Source organism: Litorisediminivivens sp. KMU-197 (genome assembly GCF_056858395.1).
Genome location: NZ_JBXEQG010000002.1, coordinates 115,941 through 131,718 on the forward strand (window position 1 = coordinate 115,941; position 15,778 = coordinate 131,718).

Sequence of the window (15,778 nt, forward strand, 5' to 3'; positions counted from 1 at the left end):
CGATGCAGACGACATTCACCGAAGAGCAGCTGAAAGACCCCGCGACCGCGCGCTCGAACGAGATCCTGCGCGCCTGCGTGCACTGCGGCTTCTGCACCGCGACCTGCCCGACCTATCAGGTGCTGGGCGACGAACTGGACAGCCCGCGCGGCCGCATCTACCTGATCAAGGACATGCTCGAGAACGAGCGCAAACCCGACCCCGCCACCGTCAAGCACATCGACCGCTGCCTGTCCTGCCTCGCCTGCATGACGACCTGCCCCTCGGGCGTGCACTACATGCACCTGGTCGATCACGCCCGCGAATACATCGAAGACAACTACGACCGCCCGTGGAGCGACCGCGCCCTGCGCTGGCTGCTGGCAAAGATCCTGCCCTATCCGGGGCGCTTCCGGCTGGCGCTGCTGGGGGCCAAGATCGGCCGTCCCTTCGCGCGGCTCATGCCCGATCCGCGGCTCAGGGCCATGCTGCAGATGGCCCCCCGGCAGATCCCCCCGGTCAGCCGCAATGACGATCCGCAGAGCTTCCCAGCGAAGGACGCGCCGAAGATGCGTGTCGCGCTGATGACCGGCTGCGCGCAGAAGGCGCTCAACACCGACATCAACGACGCCACCATCCGCCTGCTCACCCGGCTGGGCTGCGAGGTCGTCGTCGCCAGGGGCGCCGGCTGCTGCGGCGCGCTGACCCATCACATGGGCAAGACCGGCGAAAGCCACGCCCATGCCGCCGCCAACATCCGCGCCTGGACGCAGGAGATGGACGGCAAGGGGCTAGACGCGATTGTCATCAACACCTCCGGCTGCGGCACCACCGTCAAGGATTACGGCCACATGTTCCGCAACGAGGCGCTGGCCGGAGATGCCGCCCGCGTCTCGGCCATCGCCATGGACGTCAGCGAGGTGCTGATGCAGCTCGACCTGCCCGAAGGCGCCGACAAGGGGCTGACCGTCGCCTACCACGCCGCCTGTTCGCTGCAACACGGCCAGAAAATCAAGACCCACCCCAAGACGCTGCTGAAACACGCCGGCTTCAAGGTGGCCGAGCCCGCCGACAGCCACCTCTGCTGCGGTTCCGCCGGCACCTACAATCTGATGCAGCCTGAAATCTCGGCGCAGCTCAAGGACCGCAAGGTCCGCACGCTCGAAGCCACGCGCCCGGACATCATCGCCGCCGGCAACATCGGTTGCATGATGCAGATCGGCAGCGGCACCGGGGTGCCCGTGGTCCACACCGTCGAACTGCTCGACTGGGCCACCGGCGGGCCGGTTCCGCCGGCCTTGCAAAAGGACTGAATTCGCAAGCCAAACGCCGCAATTTTGCCTAAACTCCTTGCTACCTCTGAAGACACCTCTAGTGCCAAGACGACAGGGACCCGGGTTTTGCGTATTCTCCTTTTGCTGTTCGCCGCGATCTTCTCTGCCTCGCACGCCCTCGCCGAAGCCCGCGCCCTGCGCCAGTTGAACACCGGCATCGACGGCCGCGGCTGGGAGGCGGTGGGCCGTCTCGACTTTGGCACCACCGGCTTTTGTACCGGCGTTCTGGTGGCGCGGGACCTCGTGCTGACCGCCGGGCATTGCCTGTTCGATCAGGACAGCGGCCGCCGCTTCGAACCCGCCGAGATCAGCTTCAACGCCGGCCTGCGCAATGGCCGCGCCTCGGCCTACCGCGCGGTGAAACACGCCGTCCTGCATCCGCGCTATCGCTTCACCCGCAAGACCGACACCAGCCAGGTCCGCAATGACGTGGCGCTGCTGCAACTGGCCCGCCCCATCCAGACCACCGAGGTTCACCCCTTCGGCACCGCCACCCGCCCGGCGCCGGGGGCCCGGATCAGCGTCGTCAGCTATGCCCACGACCGCGCCGAGGCGCCATCGCTGCAAGAGGCCTGCGAGGTGATGGACCGCCGTCGCGGCGTGCTGGTGATGTCCTGCTCGGCGGATTTCGGGGCGTCCGGGGCGCCGGTGTTCTCGCTCGACAGTGGTGAGCCGCGGATCGTGTCGCTGATTTCCGCCAAGGCCGAGGCCGGCGGCGTGCCGGTGTCGCTGGGCACCTCGCTGGAAGAGCCGTTGTCGCTGCTGCAGGTCGAGCTGAACGCCCAGACCCGCTTTCGCCGCGCCAGCGACCGGACCCGGCCGGGCGGCGCCAAGTTCGTGAAGCCCTGACCGAGCCGGGCTTTCCAGCCTCAGAAGGTAACTGTCAGTCGGCTGCCCTGCGGCGTCAGTTCGGTGCGCAGCTCACCGTCCAACTGCAACGCCGCTGCGGCCATCAGGTCCGAGCCGAGATTGCCCTGCGCGTCGCCGTCGGCCTGATCGCGCGATCCGACACCGTCATCCTGGCAGTACAGGGTCATCGTATCGCCCATACGGGTCAGCCCGACACGCACCTTGCCGGGCTGGCCATCGGGATAGCCATGCTTGATCGAATTGGCGACGAACTCGCTGACGATCACGCCCAGCGCCGACACGATGTTCTGGCTCAGCCGGATCGAATCGGCCTCGCAGGTCAGTGTAGTGTTGGGCGGCGCGGAATCCTGCAACAGCGCCACCACCCGGCACAGAAAGGCGTCCACGTCGACGGACCCCCCCATGCCACTGTCCTGCAACTCGCCGTGCAGCGCGCCGATCGCCTCGATCCTGCGACGCACCGCCTCGAAGGCGTCAATGGCGGCAGGGTCCTTCAGGCTCCGGCCATAAAGCCGCACCAGTGACGACAGCGTCTGAAGCGAATTCTTCACCCGGTGATCGGCCTCGTGCCGCAGGGTCTCCTGTGCCTTCAGCGCAATCCGCAACTCCAGCTGCTTCATCACCTGCCGCGACAGTACCGCCAGCGCCTGACGTTGCAGGTCGGTCAACGGGCGGGGCTTGGTGTCCAGCACGCAGAGCGTGCCCAGCGGCATCCCGTTCGGCGCATCCAGTCGCGCCCCGGCATAAAATCGCATGTAGGGCTCTTGGTAGAGCAGCGGATTGTCACGGGTGCGCGGGTCCTGGGTGGTGTCGGGGATTACGACCACCTCGTCCTGAAGGATGGCATGGGCGCAGACCGATTGATCCAGTGGGGTCTCGCTCTTGCCCAGTCCGACCTCGGCCTTGAACCATTGCCGGTCGGTGTCGACAAAGCTGATAAGCGAAATAGGCGCCTCGCAAATCTGGGCCGCCAGCGCAACGATCTCGTCGAAGTCTTCTTCACGGGCGGTATCGAGGATCTCGTAGGCCCGAAGCGTGCGCAAGCGCTCGGACTGGTCCGGATGGAGCGGTGCAAGCAACGAAAAACCCCCTGTAAGTCCGTCATTTATGTGGACTCAGGCAGTCCGACGTCAAGTCGCCTGACGTATGCGGTGTGGATGACCAGACGGGTATGCCCGAAAGACGCGGAAATTGCCACTGCACGGGACCCCTTGAAAGCCGAAAATCCGATCCCCAGATAGGGGCTGTCCGGACGCCACAACGGGTCCGGACACGACCCGCGCCTGTCCCACTTGGGAAGGCGTCACATAATGGTATCGCTCAATGGAGGATGACCCATGCGTAGCTATGATTTTGCACCGCTGTACCGTGCAACCGTCGGCTTTGACCAAATGGCCGACCTGATGGACCGCGTACTGTCCAACGACGTGCAGTCCCAGACCTACCCGCCCTACAACATCGAAAAGACCGCCGACGATGCCTATCGCATCTCGATCGCCGTCGCCGGTTTCGCCGACAAGGATCTGGGTGTCGAGGTCAAGGATAAGGCGCTTGTCGTGACCGCACGCAAGGCCGAGGACGAGGGTGAGCAGGAACGCTCCTACCTGCACCGCGGCATCGCCACCCGCGCCTTCGAGCGCCGCTTCCACCTCGCCGATCACGTCAAGGTGGTGGGTGCGAGCCACGAGAACGGCATGCTCCACATCGACCTCGAGCGCGAGATCCCCGAAGCGCTGAAACCGCGCCGGATCGAGATCGCCAACGGCACCAAGGCCATCGAGAAAGACGTGGTCGACGCCAAGGCCGTCAACTAAGACCTGCCCCGGCGTCAGCCGGACATCCCACACACCCGCGCCTGCCGAGCACACCGCCCGGCAGGCGTTTTGCATTCTGTCGCCGGCGCAGGGGCGCCCTGCCGCGACCGTCCGCCTCTACCGGGAGGCCCGATGTCAGCCCACGCACATGACCCTTACCCAATCCGTGCGAAGTCTGGCATTATGTTGCGGAAAGGAGCCGTCTCATGCTGCATCTCGATCATCTCGTCGTCTCCGGCGAAACCCGCGACATTGCCGCTGACGCCATTGCCGCCACCCTCGGCGCCAGCCTTTTGCCGGGCGGTGACCATCCGCATTTCGCCACTCACAACCACCTGCTGAAACTTGACAACCGCCTCTACCTTGAAGCCATTTCCACCGACCCCTCGTCCAGCCCGCGGCAGACGCCTCGCTGGTTCGGCCTCGACGACTTCGAAGGGCGGCCGAGGCTCACCAACTGGGTCTGCTGGACCGATGATCTCGACGCCCTCCTCCGCGACCTCCCCGAAGCCGGCACGATCGTCGCCCTCCAACGCGGCGACCTGAAATGGCGCATGGCCGTCCCCGACGCCGGGCAGACCGCCTTCGACGGCGGCTTTCCCGCGCTCATGCAATGGGACACCGACAGACACCCGGCCGATACCCTCCCGGAGTCCGGCTGCTCGCTCGACCGTCTCACCGTCATCCACCCTCAGGCCGACCGCCTGCACCAGCGCCTGTCGCCCTACCTCGATGATGGCCGCATCCATTTCGAGCAAGGCTCGCCGCACCTTTCGGCCCGCATCCTCTGTCCCGCCGGCGAGAAGACCCTGACATGATCCGCCCTGCCGCGCCTTCGGACGCCGAGGGCATCGCCGCATTGGTCAACCCGGTGATCCGCGATACCCCGATCACCTTCACCACCACCGAAAAGTCGCCCGCCGACCTCGCCGACGCCATCGCCCGCTCGCAGTCCTATTTCGTCGCCGCCGACGGCACGCGGGTGGTCGGCTACGCCTGCTACTTCCAGTTCCGCGCCGGGCCCGGTTATACCCGCACCCTCGAACACTCCATCACGCTTGCCCCCGAAGCCCGCGGCAAGGGCATGGGCCGCCTGCTCATGGCGATGCTCGAAGACAGCGCCCGCGCCCGCGGCGGCCATTCGCTGATGGCCGGGATCAGCGGCGAAAATCCCGCCGGCATCGCCTTTCACACCGCCATCGGCTTCCGCCAGGTCGCGCGCCTGCCCGAAGTGGGCCGCAAGTTCGACCGCTGGATGGACCTCGTGCTGATGCAAAAAATGTTGTGATTGTCACGCTGACTTGTGCCGCGCCGCGGTCTAAACTCCCCTCATGTCGATCTGGACCCGCATCTCCGCCGCGCTCTCGGCGCTCCGCACCGGCGAACCCCTCAGCGAGGTGTTCGACCGCTTGCGCACGCCGCCCGAACGCTCGGTCGCCTTCACCATCGCGGTGATCGCGCTGGGCGCCAAGATGGCCAAGGCCGACGGTCTGGTCACCCGGGACGAGGTGACCGCCTTCCGCGAGGTGTTTCGAATCGCCCCCGAGGACGAGGCGCAGGCAGCCCGCGTCTTCAACCTCGCGCGGCAGGACGTGGCTGGCTTCGACGCCTACGCCCGGCGCATCAGCGAGATGTTCGACGGCACCCACAACGCGCTCTGCGACCTGATGGAGGGGCTGTTTCACATCGCCGTGGCCGACGGCAGCTACCATCCCGCCGAAGACGAGTTCCTGCGCGAAGTGGCGGCGATCTTCGGTCTCGACGACCGCCGCTTCAAGGCGCTCCGCGCGCGCTTCGTCCCCGATGCCGAGAACGACCCCTACACCGTGCTGGGCGTCGATCCCGACACCCCGATGGAGGATATCCGCAAAGCCTGGCGGCAGGCGGTGCGCGACAGCCACCCCGACAGGATGATGGCCCGTGGCGTCCCGGAAGAGGCCATCCGGATCAGCGAAAAGCGCATGATCGACATCAACAAGGCGTGGGAAGACATACAGGCCAGCCAGCGGCAACCAGCCCGGGCCTGACACGATCCGCAACACAGGATGTTGCACCCTCCGCAGTCCCGGACCTGATCCGGGACCTCATGGCCAGCGCTGATGAAGCGGTCCCGGATCAAGTCCGGGACGCGGGCGTCTTGGGGCCCTAGCCGTCGCTCAACTCAATGGCCGAGGCCGCGATATCCTCGATCGCCCGGCCGCCCAGGGCAGAGGCCGATGGCACATAGCCCTGCGATCCCGGCGCGCCCATCACCAGCGTCCACCAAATCTTGCCGTTGTCTTCCTGGAAGAAGGCAAAGCCCAGGTCGCGCGCATCCGGCGACAGGATCACCTCGCGGGTCCCCGGCTCTTCCATCCAGGCCGCCAGCGTTTCCAGCTCGGTCTCGTAGGTCTCGGAAATCGCCTCGCCCAGCATCCGGCCCTGGTACCCAGCCCGCGCCACCCGTTCGATCGGGGACGATCCGTCCGAGCCGAAATGCCACGGCCGGTTCTGCACCGACATGTCGCGCGCATGGGTCGCTGCGGCGGCGTTCAGGCTGGCGTCCAGTTCGACCCGCGGCAGGGCCCGCGCGTCGCGCAACGCGTTGATCGCGTCCAGCATTCGGAACTGCACCTGCCCCTGCGCGCCCGACCCCAGCTTGTAGACCCGTGGCAGCGGCTTGCCGTCCGGACCGAGCGTCGACACCGGGGTGGTGGTGCAGCCGGCCAGCACCAGCGCAATCGGCAGCAGAAGGAAGGCAAGTCTGTTCATGTCGGGAACCATGCGAAAATGCGTTTCGCCTGCCTTATCGCGAATGCCGTGGCCTTTCAAACCCACCTCGGCGACGTTCCGCCGCCCGCGCGCCGGTTTGATTTGCGACTGAGGCTTTCGCGCACTACAACACCCTGTGATCCCAGATGCCCCGCGAAGGAGACGGACATGACCTCCAAACCCCTGTCCCAGGTGAACCGACGCGCCTTCCTGACCGGGACCGCGGCGCTGCTTGGCGCACCGGCGCTGGCGCAAAACGCCGGCACCGTCGAATTCGAACGTGACCTGTCGACCTCGACTCGTCGCAATATCTCCAGCTTCCGCGCGCTGGACTGGCGACCTTATTTCAACAATCTCTCCAACGGCGCGATATTGGTCGATATCACGAGCCGTGCCTTGCACTACTGGTCCGAGGGCGAAACCGCCTACAGGCTCTTTCCGACCTCGGTACCCCTGACAGAGGATCTGACCCGGCGCGGACGTACCTCGATCGTCCGCAAGGTCGAAGGCCCCAGCTGGCGTCCGACGCCCGCGATGAAGAAGCGCAATCCCGAATGGCCGGACTTCGTCGGTCCCGGTCCAGACAACCCACTGGGAACCCACGCACTTTACCTAAGCTGGACGTATTATCGCATTCACGGCACCCACGATACGCGCAAGATCGGGCGGCGGTCGTCGAACGGATGCATCGGCCTTTTCAACGAGCATATCGCCGAACTTTTCGCGCGTGCGAAAGTGGGCACTCAAGTGTTGCTAATTTGACGACATGCGGGCGCGGCGCTGCGGCAAGGCATCAAGATCGGTTTGCATTCGCTCCGAATAGCTGCTTAGAAAAATGCACGAGGTAAGTCTTGGGTGCTTGCCGCAACCAGTAAGGTATGCGCGGCAAGTGAATATCTGGAGGATATGATTATGAAGAAACTCGCACTCGCCGCGGCCCTGTCCGCAGCAGCATCGACCGCATTCGCCGGTTCGTATGGCAAAGACGAAGTCATCATCGAAGCACCGGTGATCGTCGAAGAAACCGCACAAGCATCGTCGTCGGCCGGCATCCTGGTTCCGCTGATCCTGCTCGCGCTGGTGATCGCAGTTGCAGCACACGACTCCTAAGTCGTAGCGACATGCACAAGGAAAACGGCGCCCTCGGGCGCCGTTTTTCGTTTCGGGGGGCTGGGGGTCAGTCCAGCCAGCCGCCCAGGTTTTCCGCGATCACCTTCGACAGCGCCGCAATATGCGCCGCGTCGTCGTTCAGGCAGGGGATATAGGTAAAGTCCTCGCCGCCCGCGTGTTCAAAGCTCTCGCGAATTTCCTCGTTGATCTCTTCCAGCGTCTCGATGCAATCGGCCGAAAACGCGGGCGCGATCACCGCGATGCGCTTTTTGCCGTCTTCCTTGGCCAGCCGCGCCACCTCGTCCACGGTATAGGGCTTCAGCCATTCCTCCGGGCCGAACTGCGACTGGAAGGTGGTGGTGATCTCGGTATCCGCCCAGCCCAGCCGCTCTTTCAGCAGCCGCGTCGTCTTCTGGCACTGGCAATGATACGGATCGCCCTCCATCAGGTAGCGCTGCGGCAGCCCGTGGTAGGAACACACCAGGATGTCCGGCTTCCGCTCCAGCTCTGCATACTTGCGCTCGACCGAAGCGGCCAGCGCGTCGATATAGACGGAATGCTCGAAATAGGGATCGACGATCCGCGCCGTCGGCTGCCATTTCTCCGCCATCAGCGCCCGGAAGAACTGATCGTTCGCGGTGGCCGAGGTCGCCCCGGCATATTGCGGATACAGCGGGAAAAACAGGATCTTGCGGCATCCGGCCTCAACCATCGCCCGCACCTTGGACTGCGTCGACGGGTTGCCGTAGCGCATGCAGTAATCCACCATCACCCGGTCGCCGTAGCGTTCTTCCATCGCGGCCCGGATCGCCGCCGTCTGCGCCTTGGTGATCGTCGCCAGCGGGCTCTCCCCGGCGTCGTTGTTCCAGATCGTCTTGTAGGCAGCGCCCGAGGTGAAGGGCCGCTTGGTCAGGATGATCGCCTGCAACAGCGGCTGCCACTTCCACGCTGGGTAATCGATGACCCGCTTGTCCGACAGGAACTCGTTCAAATAGCGCCGCATCGACCAGTAATCGGTCCCGTCAGGCGTCCCGAGGTTGGCCAGCAGGACGCCCACCTTCGGGACGGGCAGGCTCGGGTGATCTTTCGGCCCGTGTGCAGGACGGCTGGTCTCGGTCATGGCTCTCTCCGCATGAGGTCGGACAGGACTTAACGGCCCCCCCGCCAAGGTCAATCGCTGAGCTTCGTCTCGCGACTGTTCAGCGCATCCGCAAGGCTGGCCTGCGCCGAGCCCGGACGCAATGGCTTTGGCTGGCTTTCGTCGGGCGACCACCCGGTCAGCACGATCATCTCGAAGCTTGCCGGTATGCGCCCGTCAGGCCCGGCGTGGGTCTCCGCATAGATCTGCGCCGCCCGCAGCAGCACTCCGCGCCGGGTGGGCCGGCGCAGGCGCGCGTCCAGCGCGTTGCCTTCACCCATCGCCCGCAACTCGCGCATCAGATGCAGCGGCGAGGCGTAACGGGCCGTCAGCGTGAACGAATCCGCCACCGGCAGGGCAAACCCCGCGCGTTGCAACAGCCCGCCCATGTCGCGGATCTCGGCCATGGGCGCCACGCGGGGCGACAGCCCGCCGGTGATCTCCGACTCGGCCTGCGCCAGACAGGCGCGCAATTCGTGCAGGGTCTGCCCGCCGAACAGCGATGCCAGAAGCAGCCCGTCCGGCCGCAGCGCCCGCCGGCACTGGATCAGCTGTCCCACCGGATCGTTGGCCCAGTGCAGCCCGTGCGAATGCACCACCAGATCATGCGCAGCCTCGGCCGCGTCCAGTGTTTCCATATCCGCGACAATCTTCGCCTCCGGCAGCACATTGTCCCAGATCGTGGGTTGCCCGGTCACCACCAGCGGCGCCGTAAACGATCTCTTAACCAAGCTCAGCCGATCCTCCAGATCGTCGCGCGCGGCCTCGAACAGGAACATCGCGCCGGGAACGGCGCGGGAACGATTGCGGGCAAGCGCGCGGGGATCGGTAAGACGTTGGTTCATGAAGGGCTAGATAGAGACGTGTCGGAGATAGTTCAAACCGCCTTGCGCGTCGTGTACCCGCCGCAGTGCCTGCTGTGCCGCGATCTGGTGGAATCCGAATTCGGCCTGTGCGGCCCCTGCTGGCGCGACACGCAGTTCATCGGCGGCACCGTCTGCGACGCCTGCGGCACGCCGCTTCCCGGCACCGATACCTTGGAAATCGCCCATTGCGACGCTTGCCTCAGCCGCCCGCAGCCATGGCACCGGGGCCGGGCGGCGCTGCTCTACCGCGACAACGGCCGGCGGCTGGTGCTCGGCCTCAAGCACAACGACCGCCGCGACATTGCCCGTACCGGCGCCGCATGGCTGGCCCGCGCGGTCGAACCCATCCTCCATCCCGACATGCTGGTCACCCCGGTGCCGCTGCACTGGATGCGCCTGATGTCGCGCCGCTACAATCAATCCGCCCGCCTGGCCGAGGCGCTGGCCGTCCATCTGGGCCTGTCCTATTGTCCCGACCTCTTGCAGCGCATCCGCCGCACCCGCAGCCTCGACCGGCGCAGCGCGGCCGAGCGCCACCGCATCCTCGATGGCGCAATCACCGTCCACCCGCGCCGCCGCCACCGCGTCGCCGGCGGCCGCCCGGTGCTGCTGGTCGACGATGTGCTGACCACCGGCGCCACGCTCGCCGCCTGCACCGAGGCGCTGCATGGCAGGGGCGCAGGGCAGGTCTGCATCGGCGCACTGGCACGCGTAGACCTTGCGGACTAGATAGAGGGCAACACTCTATCAAGGAAGGCACCACATGCCCGCTATCGACATCTACACCTCGCCGCTCTGCGGCTTCTGCCACGCCGCCAAGCGGCTGCTGAAACAGAAAGGCGCCGAGTTCAACGAGATCGACATTCTCGAGAACCCCGACCGCAAGCCCGAGATGATCCAACGCGCGCAGGGCGGCCGCACCGTCCCGCAGATCTTCATCGACGGCGAACATGTCGGCGGCTGTGACGATCTCTATGCGCTGGAACGCGCCGGAAAGCTCGACCCGCTGCTCGCCGCCGCCTGATGCGCAGCGCGCTGCTGCAACTCACCTCCTCGGACGATCCGGCCGAGAACCTCGCCACCGTTTCGGCGATGGTCGACGAAGCGGTGGCCGGCGGCGCGGGCTTCGTGCTGACCCCAGAGGTCACAAATTGCGTCTCCGCCAGCCGCACGCGGCAGCAAGAGGTGCTGCAACGCGAACACGACGACCGCACGCTGGCCTCTCTTCGCGATGTGGCGGCCCGGCACGGCATCTGGCTTTCGATCGGGTCCCTCGCGCTGAAGACCGGCGATGCCGATGGCCGCCTTGCCAATCGCTCCTTCCTGATCGACCCGCAGGGCGGGATCGCCGCCCGCTATGACAAGATCCACATGTTCGACGTGCAGGTCAGCGAGGCCGAGACCTACCGCGAAAGCGCTGGCTACCGCCCCGGCAGCCGCGCTGTCACCGTCCAAACCCCCTTTGCCACCCTCGGCCTGACGATCTGCTACGACATCCGCTTCCCCAACCTCTACCGCGCGCTGGCCCATGCCGGGGCCGAGGTGCTGCTGGTCCCCTCCGCCTTCTCCCCCGTCACCGGTGCCGCCCATTGGCAACCGCTGCTCCGCGCCCGCGCCATCGAATCCGGCGCATGGGTGCTGGCGGCGGCGCAATGCGGCACCCACGCGACGACACGGGGCAAGCAACGCACGACTTACGGGCACTCCATGGCGATCTCGCCCTGGGGCGAGGTCGTGGCGCAGGCGGGCACCGGCCCCGAGGTGCTTTATGTTGACCTGTCGCGCGATGCGGTGGACAAAGCCCGCAGCCGGGTGCCTTCGCTCACCCATGACCGAGACTTCCAAGGACCGTGATGGCCGACACCGCCAATTCCCTTGCCGTTGCCCTGTTCTCCGAACTCTTCACCTCGGACCAGATGCTGCGCAACCGGCTGGGCAAGATGCTGCCCAAGGGCATGGAGCTGTCGCATTTTTCGGTCCTCAACCACCTCGCCCGCTTCAAGCAGGAACGCACCCCGGCGCAATTGGCCCGCGCGTTTCACGTCACCCGTGGCGCGATGACCAACACCCTCGGCAAGCTCGAACTCGCGGGCTACGTCCACATCCGCCCCGATTGGGACGACGCGCGGTCCAAGCTGGTGACGATCTCGCCCGCAGGCGTCCATGCCCGCGACAGGGCGCTGGCGGCAATCACCCCGCTGATCACCGATCTTGTCGGCGATCTGGGGGCGGAAAAGGTCCGCGCCGCGCTGCCGATCCTGCGCGAATTGCGGCTCAAACTGGAGCAGGAAGGCTGAGCCGGCCGTCCGCGGGGGGCTTTTGTACAAAACAGGGGGGAGTTTTGTACAAATTGTACAAAACTCCCCGCCCGTGCCCTACGCCGGTTTCAGGCTCGTTGTGACATAATTCACGCTCAGATCCCGCGCCGAGACAGACCACGTCCAGGCCAGTGGATTGAACACGAATCCCTTGCGGTCCACCGGCTCCATCCCCGACTTTCTCAGCAGTTCGAACAGCTCGTCCGGGGTGATGAATTTCGACCATTCGTGAGTACCCTTCGGCAACCAGCGCATCACGTATTCCGCGCCCACGATGGCCATGGCAAAGCTTTTCGGGTTGCGGTTGATGGTCGAGCAGACCTGCAATCCGCCCGGTTCCAGAAGCTGCTGACAGGCTGTCAGATAGGCCAGCGGATCGGCCACGTGTTCGACCACCTCCATGTTCAGCACCACGTCGAAACGGGCGCCCTCGGCCACCAGCGCCTCGGCCGTGGTGTGCCGATAGTCAATCTCAAGCCCTTGCGATTGCGCATGAATCTGCGCCACGGGGATATTGCGCTCGGCCGCGTCGACACCCACCACCGAGGCCCCCAGCCGCACCATCGGCTCACACAGCAGCCCGCCGCCGCAGCCGATGTCCACGATCCGCAAGCCTTCGAACGGCTTCGGTTTCGACAGGTCGCGATCGAACTCTCCGGCAATCTGGCTGGTGATGTAATCCAGCCGTGTCGGGTTGAGCATGTGCAGCGGCTTGAACTTGCCGTTGGGGTCCCACCATTCGGCGGCCATCGCCTCGAACTTGGCGATTTCGGACGGATCGACGGTGGTCTCGGCGGCCTGCATGTCACGCTCCCTATGGTCATTCGGTCATCAGGTCTCATATAGGGGAGTATGGACAAATTCTCAGGGCAAAAACGCGCGGTCCAGTACCTCTATCCGCAGATCGATCCGTTCGATCAGCGCATGCTCGACGTCGGCGATGGCCATACCATCTACATGGAGCAGTCCGGGCGGCGCGACGGCATACCTGTAGTGGTTCTTCATGGCGGACCCGGCGGCGGATGCAGCCCTGCGATGCGGCGTTACTTCGATCCCGATGTCTATCGCGTGATCCTGTTCGACCAGCGCGGCTGCGGTCGCTCGCGGCCCCATGCCAGCGTCAAGGACAACACCACCTGGCACCTTGTCGGTGATATTGAACACATCCGCAGCGAGCTGGAGATCGACGACTGGATGGTCTTCGGCGGCAGCTGGGGTGCGACGCTGGCGCTGATCTATGCGCAGAGCCACCCGGACCGTGTGCGCGCGCTGGTGCTGCGCGGCGTGTTCATGATGACCCAGGCCGAGCTGCACTGGTTCTACGGCGGCGGGGCCGGCCAGTTCTGGCCCGAGACCTGGCAACGCTTCGTCGACCTGATCCCCGAAGATGAGCGCGGCGACCTGATCGCCGCCTACCACAAGCGTCTGTTTTCAGGCAATCTTCCCGAGGAAATCCGCTATGCCAAGGCCTGGGCCGCGTGGGAGAACGCGCTCGCGTCGGTCTATTCCTCGGGTCATGGCGGCGAGACGCCGGGCGATTACGCGCGCGCCTTCGCACGGCTGGAGAACCACTATTTCACCCACGCCGGTTTCCTCGAATATGACGGCCAGCTGCTTGATCGGATCGACCGCATTGCCCATATCCCCGGGGTGATCGTGCAGGGGCGTTACGACATGATCTGCCCGCCCCGCCGCGCCTGGGAACTGGCGCAGCGCTGGCCAAATGCCGACCTGCGCATGATCCGCAACGCCGGGCATGCGCTGTCCGAGCCGGGCATTTCGGCGGAACTGGTGCGGGCGATGGATCAGCTTGCCGGGCGCTGATCGGCACTGGTAGGGGCCCGCGCGCCGACGAACAAACTGTTGATTCCATTGACGCGGCGAGCGCTGCTAAGGTGAGGGGCGAATCGCGCGGGGGGGAATGGTGCCACCGCGAAACGGGGAGAGACCATGACACGACTGACACGACGCGGATTGCTGCGCTCCGGTGCCGCCGCAGGTGTTCTGGCCGCCTCGGGTTTGCCCTTGCAGGCGCAGATGCAGCGCGGCGGGCGCCTGCGCGCCGGGTTGGGCGGGGCGCATGTGTCGGACAGTTGGGATGCGCGAAGCCACCGGGACAGCTTCATGCAGATTGCCGGGCAGGGCGCGGTGTTCGACACGCTCACCGAGGTTGCCGCCGATGGCACCTTGAAGGGTGAGCTGGCCGAAAGCTGGGAGGCCAGCGGCGACGCCAAGGTCTGGACCTTTGCCCTACGCCGGGACGTGAGTTTCCACAACGGCAAGCCATTTGGCGCGGACGACATGATCGAATCGCTGCGGATGCACATGGACACGCCGTCGCCGGCGCGGCCGATCCTGTCGGGGATCACCGGGATGACCAAGCTTGGCCCGCATCAGGTGCAGCTGGTGCTTGCGGCCGGTAACGCCGATCTGCCCTACCTGCTGTCGGATTATCACCTGCTGATGTATCCCGCCGGTCAGATCGACGAGGCGATCGCGCAGGGCATCGGCACGGGGCTCTACCGGGTCGAGCATTTTGCGCCGGGGGTGCGGTTCCTCGGGCGTCGGGTCGACGGTCATTACAAGGACGGCAAAGCGGGCTGGTTCGACGAGGTCGAGTTCTGGGCGATGAACGATCCGGCGGGGCGCATGCAGGCGCTGCTGGCGGGCGAGGTGGATGCCATCAACCGGGTCGATCCGCGTCAGGCCGGGAAGATCGGCGGCGCATATCGTTTGCAGGAGGTCGCGGGCAACCGGCACCTCAGCTTCGCGCTGCGCTCGGACAGGGCGCCGCTGGACGATGTGAACCTCCGCCGCGCGCTGAAGCACGGGATCGACCGGGAGGCCATGCTGAAACGCGTTCTGAAGGGCCACGGCCGTATCGGCCATGACAGCCCGATCGGCCCCGCGAACCCCTATTTTGCCGAGCTTGACCCGGTGCTCTACGATCCCGACAGGGCCGCCTATCACCTGCGGCAGGCGGGTATAAGCGCGTTGAGCATCGACCTTTCGGTCTCACCTGCCGCCTTTGAGGGCGCGGAGGCGGCGGCGCGGCTGTACCAGAGTTCGGCCAAGCCTGCCGGGGTGCACATCAACCTTGTGCCGGAGACGGCCGAGCTTTCGCAAAAGGCCCCCGTCCGCGCATCGGCATGGTCGGGGCGGGCAACCGAGGACTGGATGTTCTCGACCGGTTACGCGCGTGGCGTGCCATGGAACGAGGGCCGCTGGGAGGACCCCCGGTTCGAGCGTCTGCTGACGGAGGCGCGGGCAGAGCTGGACAGCGACAAGCGCCGCGAGATGTACGGCGAGATGCAGCGCATGCTGCGTGACGACGGGCCGGCGGTGATCCCGGTCTTCGCCAACTGGGTGCAGGCGGTGTCGGCGCGGCTGAGCGTGCCGGACCGGGTGGGCAACCTGTGGGACATGGACAACGCCCGCATGGCCGAACGCTGGGCCTTGGGGTGAGGGTCGGGCCGCAAGACGCGCTGCGGTCCGCATAACCGGGAGCGGGCGATGATCCGTAGGCCGGGCTTCAGCCCGGCGACGAGAGGGCCGGGCTGAAGCCCGGCCTACAACCCGGTCATCAGCCCCGGAGCCG

General features: G+C 65.9%; 19 protein-coding genes. 14 read left to right on the forward strand and 5 right to left on the reverse strand.

Translation table 11 applies throughout. The annotated features are described in order from the left end of the window. The first annotated feature begins 2 nt into the window (after nucleotides 1–2). Together glcF and AC04PT_RS05465 are read left to right on the forward strand one after the other, a co-directional pair. Nucleotides 3–1,292: a glycolate oxidase subunit GlcF gene (glcF, locus tag AC04PT_RS05460; RefSeq protein WP_482872567.1), complete on the forward strand. Its 1,290-nt coding sequence runs from the start codon at nucleotides 3–5 to the stop codon at nucleotides 1,290–1,292. Nucleotides 1,293–1,379: 87 nt separating this feature from the next. Then, on the forward strand, nucleotides 1,380–2,162 hold the full coding sequence (locus tag AC04PT_RS05465; RefSeq protein WP_482872568.1) for a trypsin-like serine peptidase: 783 nt from the start codon (nucleotides 1,380–1,382) through the stop codon (nucleotides 2,160–2,162). A gap of 20 nt (nucleotides 2,163–2,182) precedes the next feature. Here the strand turns inward: AC04PT_RS05465 and AC04PT_RS05470 are convergent, their stop codons facing one another. Beyond that, nucleotides 2,183–3,262 (reverse strand): sensor histidine kinase, encoded by a 1,080-nt coding sequence (locus tag AC04PT_RS05470; protein WP_482872569.1) that lies wholly within the window; start codon nucleotides 3,260–3,262, stop codon nucleotides 2,183–2,185. Nucleotides 3,263–3,520: 258 nt separating this feature from the next. On the opposite strand from AC04PT_RS05470, the gene AC04PT_RS05475 reads away from it, so the two are divergent. From AC04PT_RS05475 to AC04PT_RS05490, 4 genes are all read left to right on the forward strand, one after another. Next, nucleotides 3,521–3,997 carry an Hsp20 family protein gene (locus tag AC04PT_RS05475; RefSeq protein ID WP_482872570.1) on the forward strand — a complete coding sequence of 159 codons (477 nt, stop codon included), beginning with the start codon at nucleotides 3,521–3,523 and terminating at the stop codon, nucleotides 3,995–3,997. Nucleotides 3,998–4,203: 206 nt separating this feature from the next. Further along, complete coding sequence (locus AC04PT_RS05480; protein ID WP_482872571.1) at nucleotides 4,204–4,815, forward strand: VOC family protein; 612 nt, start codon at nucleotides 4,204–4,206, stop codon at nucleotides 4,813–4,815. Beyond that, nucleotides 4,812–5,285 (forward strand): GNAT family N-acetyltransferase, encoded by a 474-nt coding sequence (locus tag AC04PT_RS05485; protein WP_482872572.1) that lies wholly within the window; start codon nucleotides 4,812–4,814, stop codon nucleotides 5,283–5,285. Before AC04PT_RS05480 ends, AC04PT_RS05485 begins: the two co-directional genes overlap by 4 nt. Before the next feature lie 43 nt (nucleotides 5,286–5,328). After that, nucleotides 5,329–6,024 carry a TerB family tellurite resistance protein gene (locus AC04PT_RS05490; protein WP_482872573.1) on the forward strand — a complete coding sequence of 232 codons (696 nt, stop codon included), beginning with the start codon at nucleotides 5,329–5,331 and terminating at the stop codon, nucleotides 6,022–6,024. Between the two features lie 118 nt (nucleotides 6,025–6,142). On the opposite strand, the gene dalA is transcribed toward AC04PT_RS05490, so the two are convergent. Further along, nucleotides 6,143–6,748, reverse strand: a complete 606-nt coding sequence (gene dalA, locus AC04PT_RS05495) for a divisome-associated lipoprotein DalA (protein ID WP_482872574.1) — start codon at nucleotides 6,746–6,748, stop codon at nucleotides 6,143–6,145. A 168-nt stretch (nucleotides 6,749–6,916) separates the two neighbouring features. Between dalA and AC04PT_RS05500 the strand changes: the two genes are divergently transcribed. Together AC04PT_RS05500 and AC04PT_RS05505 are read left to right on the forward strand one after the other, a co-directional pair. After that, nucleotides 6,917–7,510 carry a L,D-transpeptidase gene (locus tag AC04PT_RS05500; protein ID WP_482872575.1) on the forward strand — a complete coding sequence of 198 codons (594 nt, stop codon included), beginning with the start codon at nucleotides 6,917–6,919 and terminating at the stop codon, nucleotides 7,508–7,510. Nucleotides 7,511–7,660: 150 nt separating this feature from the next. Beyond that, the gene (locus tag AC04PT_RS05505; RefSeq protein ID WP_482872576.1) at nucleotides 7,661–7,858 is read left to right on the forward strand and encodes a ferrochelatase; all 198 of its coding nucleotides are present in this window, start codon (nucleotides 7,661–7,663) and stop codon (nucleotides 7,856–7,858) included. A 67-nt stretch (nucleotides 7,859–7,925) separates the two neighbouring features. Here the strand turns inward: AC04PT_RS05505 and hemH are convergent, their stop codons facing one another. Both hemH and AC04PT_RS05515 read right to left on the reverse strand, forming a co-directional pair. Beyond that, nucleotides 7,926–8,978 (reverse strand): ferrochelatase, encoded by a 1,053-nt coding sequence (hemH, locus tag AC04PT_RS05510; protein ID WP_482872577.1) that lies wholly within the window; start codon nucleotides 8,976–8,978, stop codon nucleotides 7,926–7,928. A gap of 50 nt (nucleotides 8,979–9,028) precedes the next feature. Further along, on the reverse strand, nucleotides 9,029–9,841 hold the full coding sequence (locus tag AC04PT_RS05515) for a methyltransferase domain-containing protein (protein ID WP_482872578.1): 813 nt from the start codon (nucleotides 9,839–9,841) through the stop codon (nucleotides 9,029–9,031). A gap of 42 nt (nucleotides 9,842–9,883) precedes the next feature. On the opposite strand from AC04PT_RS05515, the gene AC04PT_RS05520 reads away from it, so the two are divergent. Genes AC04PT_RS05520 through AC04PT_RS05535 form a run of 4 tightly spaced genes read left to right on the forward strand, consistent with a single transcriptional unit; the run spans nucleotide 9,884 to nucleotide 12,159 of the window. After that, nucleotides 9,884–10,591, forward strand: coding sequence for a double zinc ribbon domain-containing protein (locus AC04PT_RS05520; RefSeq protein ID WP_482872579.1), 708 nt, complete (start codon nucleotides 9,884–9,886; stop codon nucleotides 10,589–10,591). A gap of 34 nt (nucleotides 10,592–10,625) precedes the next feature. After that, a complete protein-coding gene (gene grxC / locus AC04PT_RS05525; RefSeq protein WP_482872580.1) occupies nucleotides 10,626–10,886 on the forward strand; it encodes a glutaredoxin 3 in 261 nt (86 codons plus the stop codon). Beyond that, nucleotides 10,886–11,716, forward strand: a complete 831-nt coding sequence (locus AC04PT_RS05530; RefSeq protein WP_482872581.1) for a carbon-nitrogen hydrolase family protein — start codon at nucleotides 10,886–10,888, stop codon at nucleotides 11,714–11,716. Before grxC ends, AC04PT_RS05530 begins: the two co-directional genes overlap by 1 nt. Continuing rightward, nucleotides 11,716–12,159, forward strand: coding sequence for a MarR family winged helix-turn-helix transcriptional regulator (locus tag AC04PT_RS05535; protein ID WP_482872582.1), 444 nt, complete (start codon nucleotides 11,716–11,718; stop codon nucleotides 12,157–12,159). The genes AC04PT_RS05530 and AC04PT_RS05535 overlap by 1 nt, the downstream gene beginning before the upstream one ends. Before the next feature lie 78 nt (nucleotides 12,160–12,237). Here the strand turns inward: AC04PT_RS05535 and ubiG are convergent, their stop codons facing one another. Further along, nucleotides 12,238–12,984, reverse strand: a complete 747-nt coding sequence (gene ubiG, locus AC04PT_RS05540) for a bifunctional 2-polyprenyl-6-hydroxyphenol methylase/3-demethylubiquinol 3-O-methyltransferase UbiG (protein ID WP_482872583.1) — start codon at nucleotides 12,982–12,984, stop codon at nucleotides 12,238–12,240. Nucleotides 12,985–13,032: 48 nt separating this feature from the next. Here ubiG and pip point away from each other — a divergent pair, with 48 nt between their 5' ends. Beyond that, nucleotides 13,033–14,004 carry a prolyl aminopeptidase gene (gene pip / locus AC04PT_RS05545; RefSeq protein ID WP_482872584.1) on the forward strand — a complete coding sequence of 324 codons (972 nt, stop codon included), beginning with the start codon at nucleotides 13,033–13,035 and terminating at the stop codon, nucleotides 14,002–14,004. Nucleotides 14,005–14,130: 126 nt separating this feature from the next. After that, the gene (locus AC04PT_RS05550; protein WP_482872586.1) at nucleotides 14,131–15,645 is read left to right on the forward strand and encodes an ABC transporter substrate-binding protein; all 1,515 of its coding nucleotides are present in this window, start codon (nucleotides 14,131–14,133) and stop codon (nucleotides 15,643–15,645) included. Nucleotides 15,646–15,778: the final 133 nt, after the last annotated feature.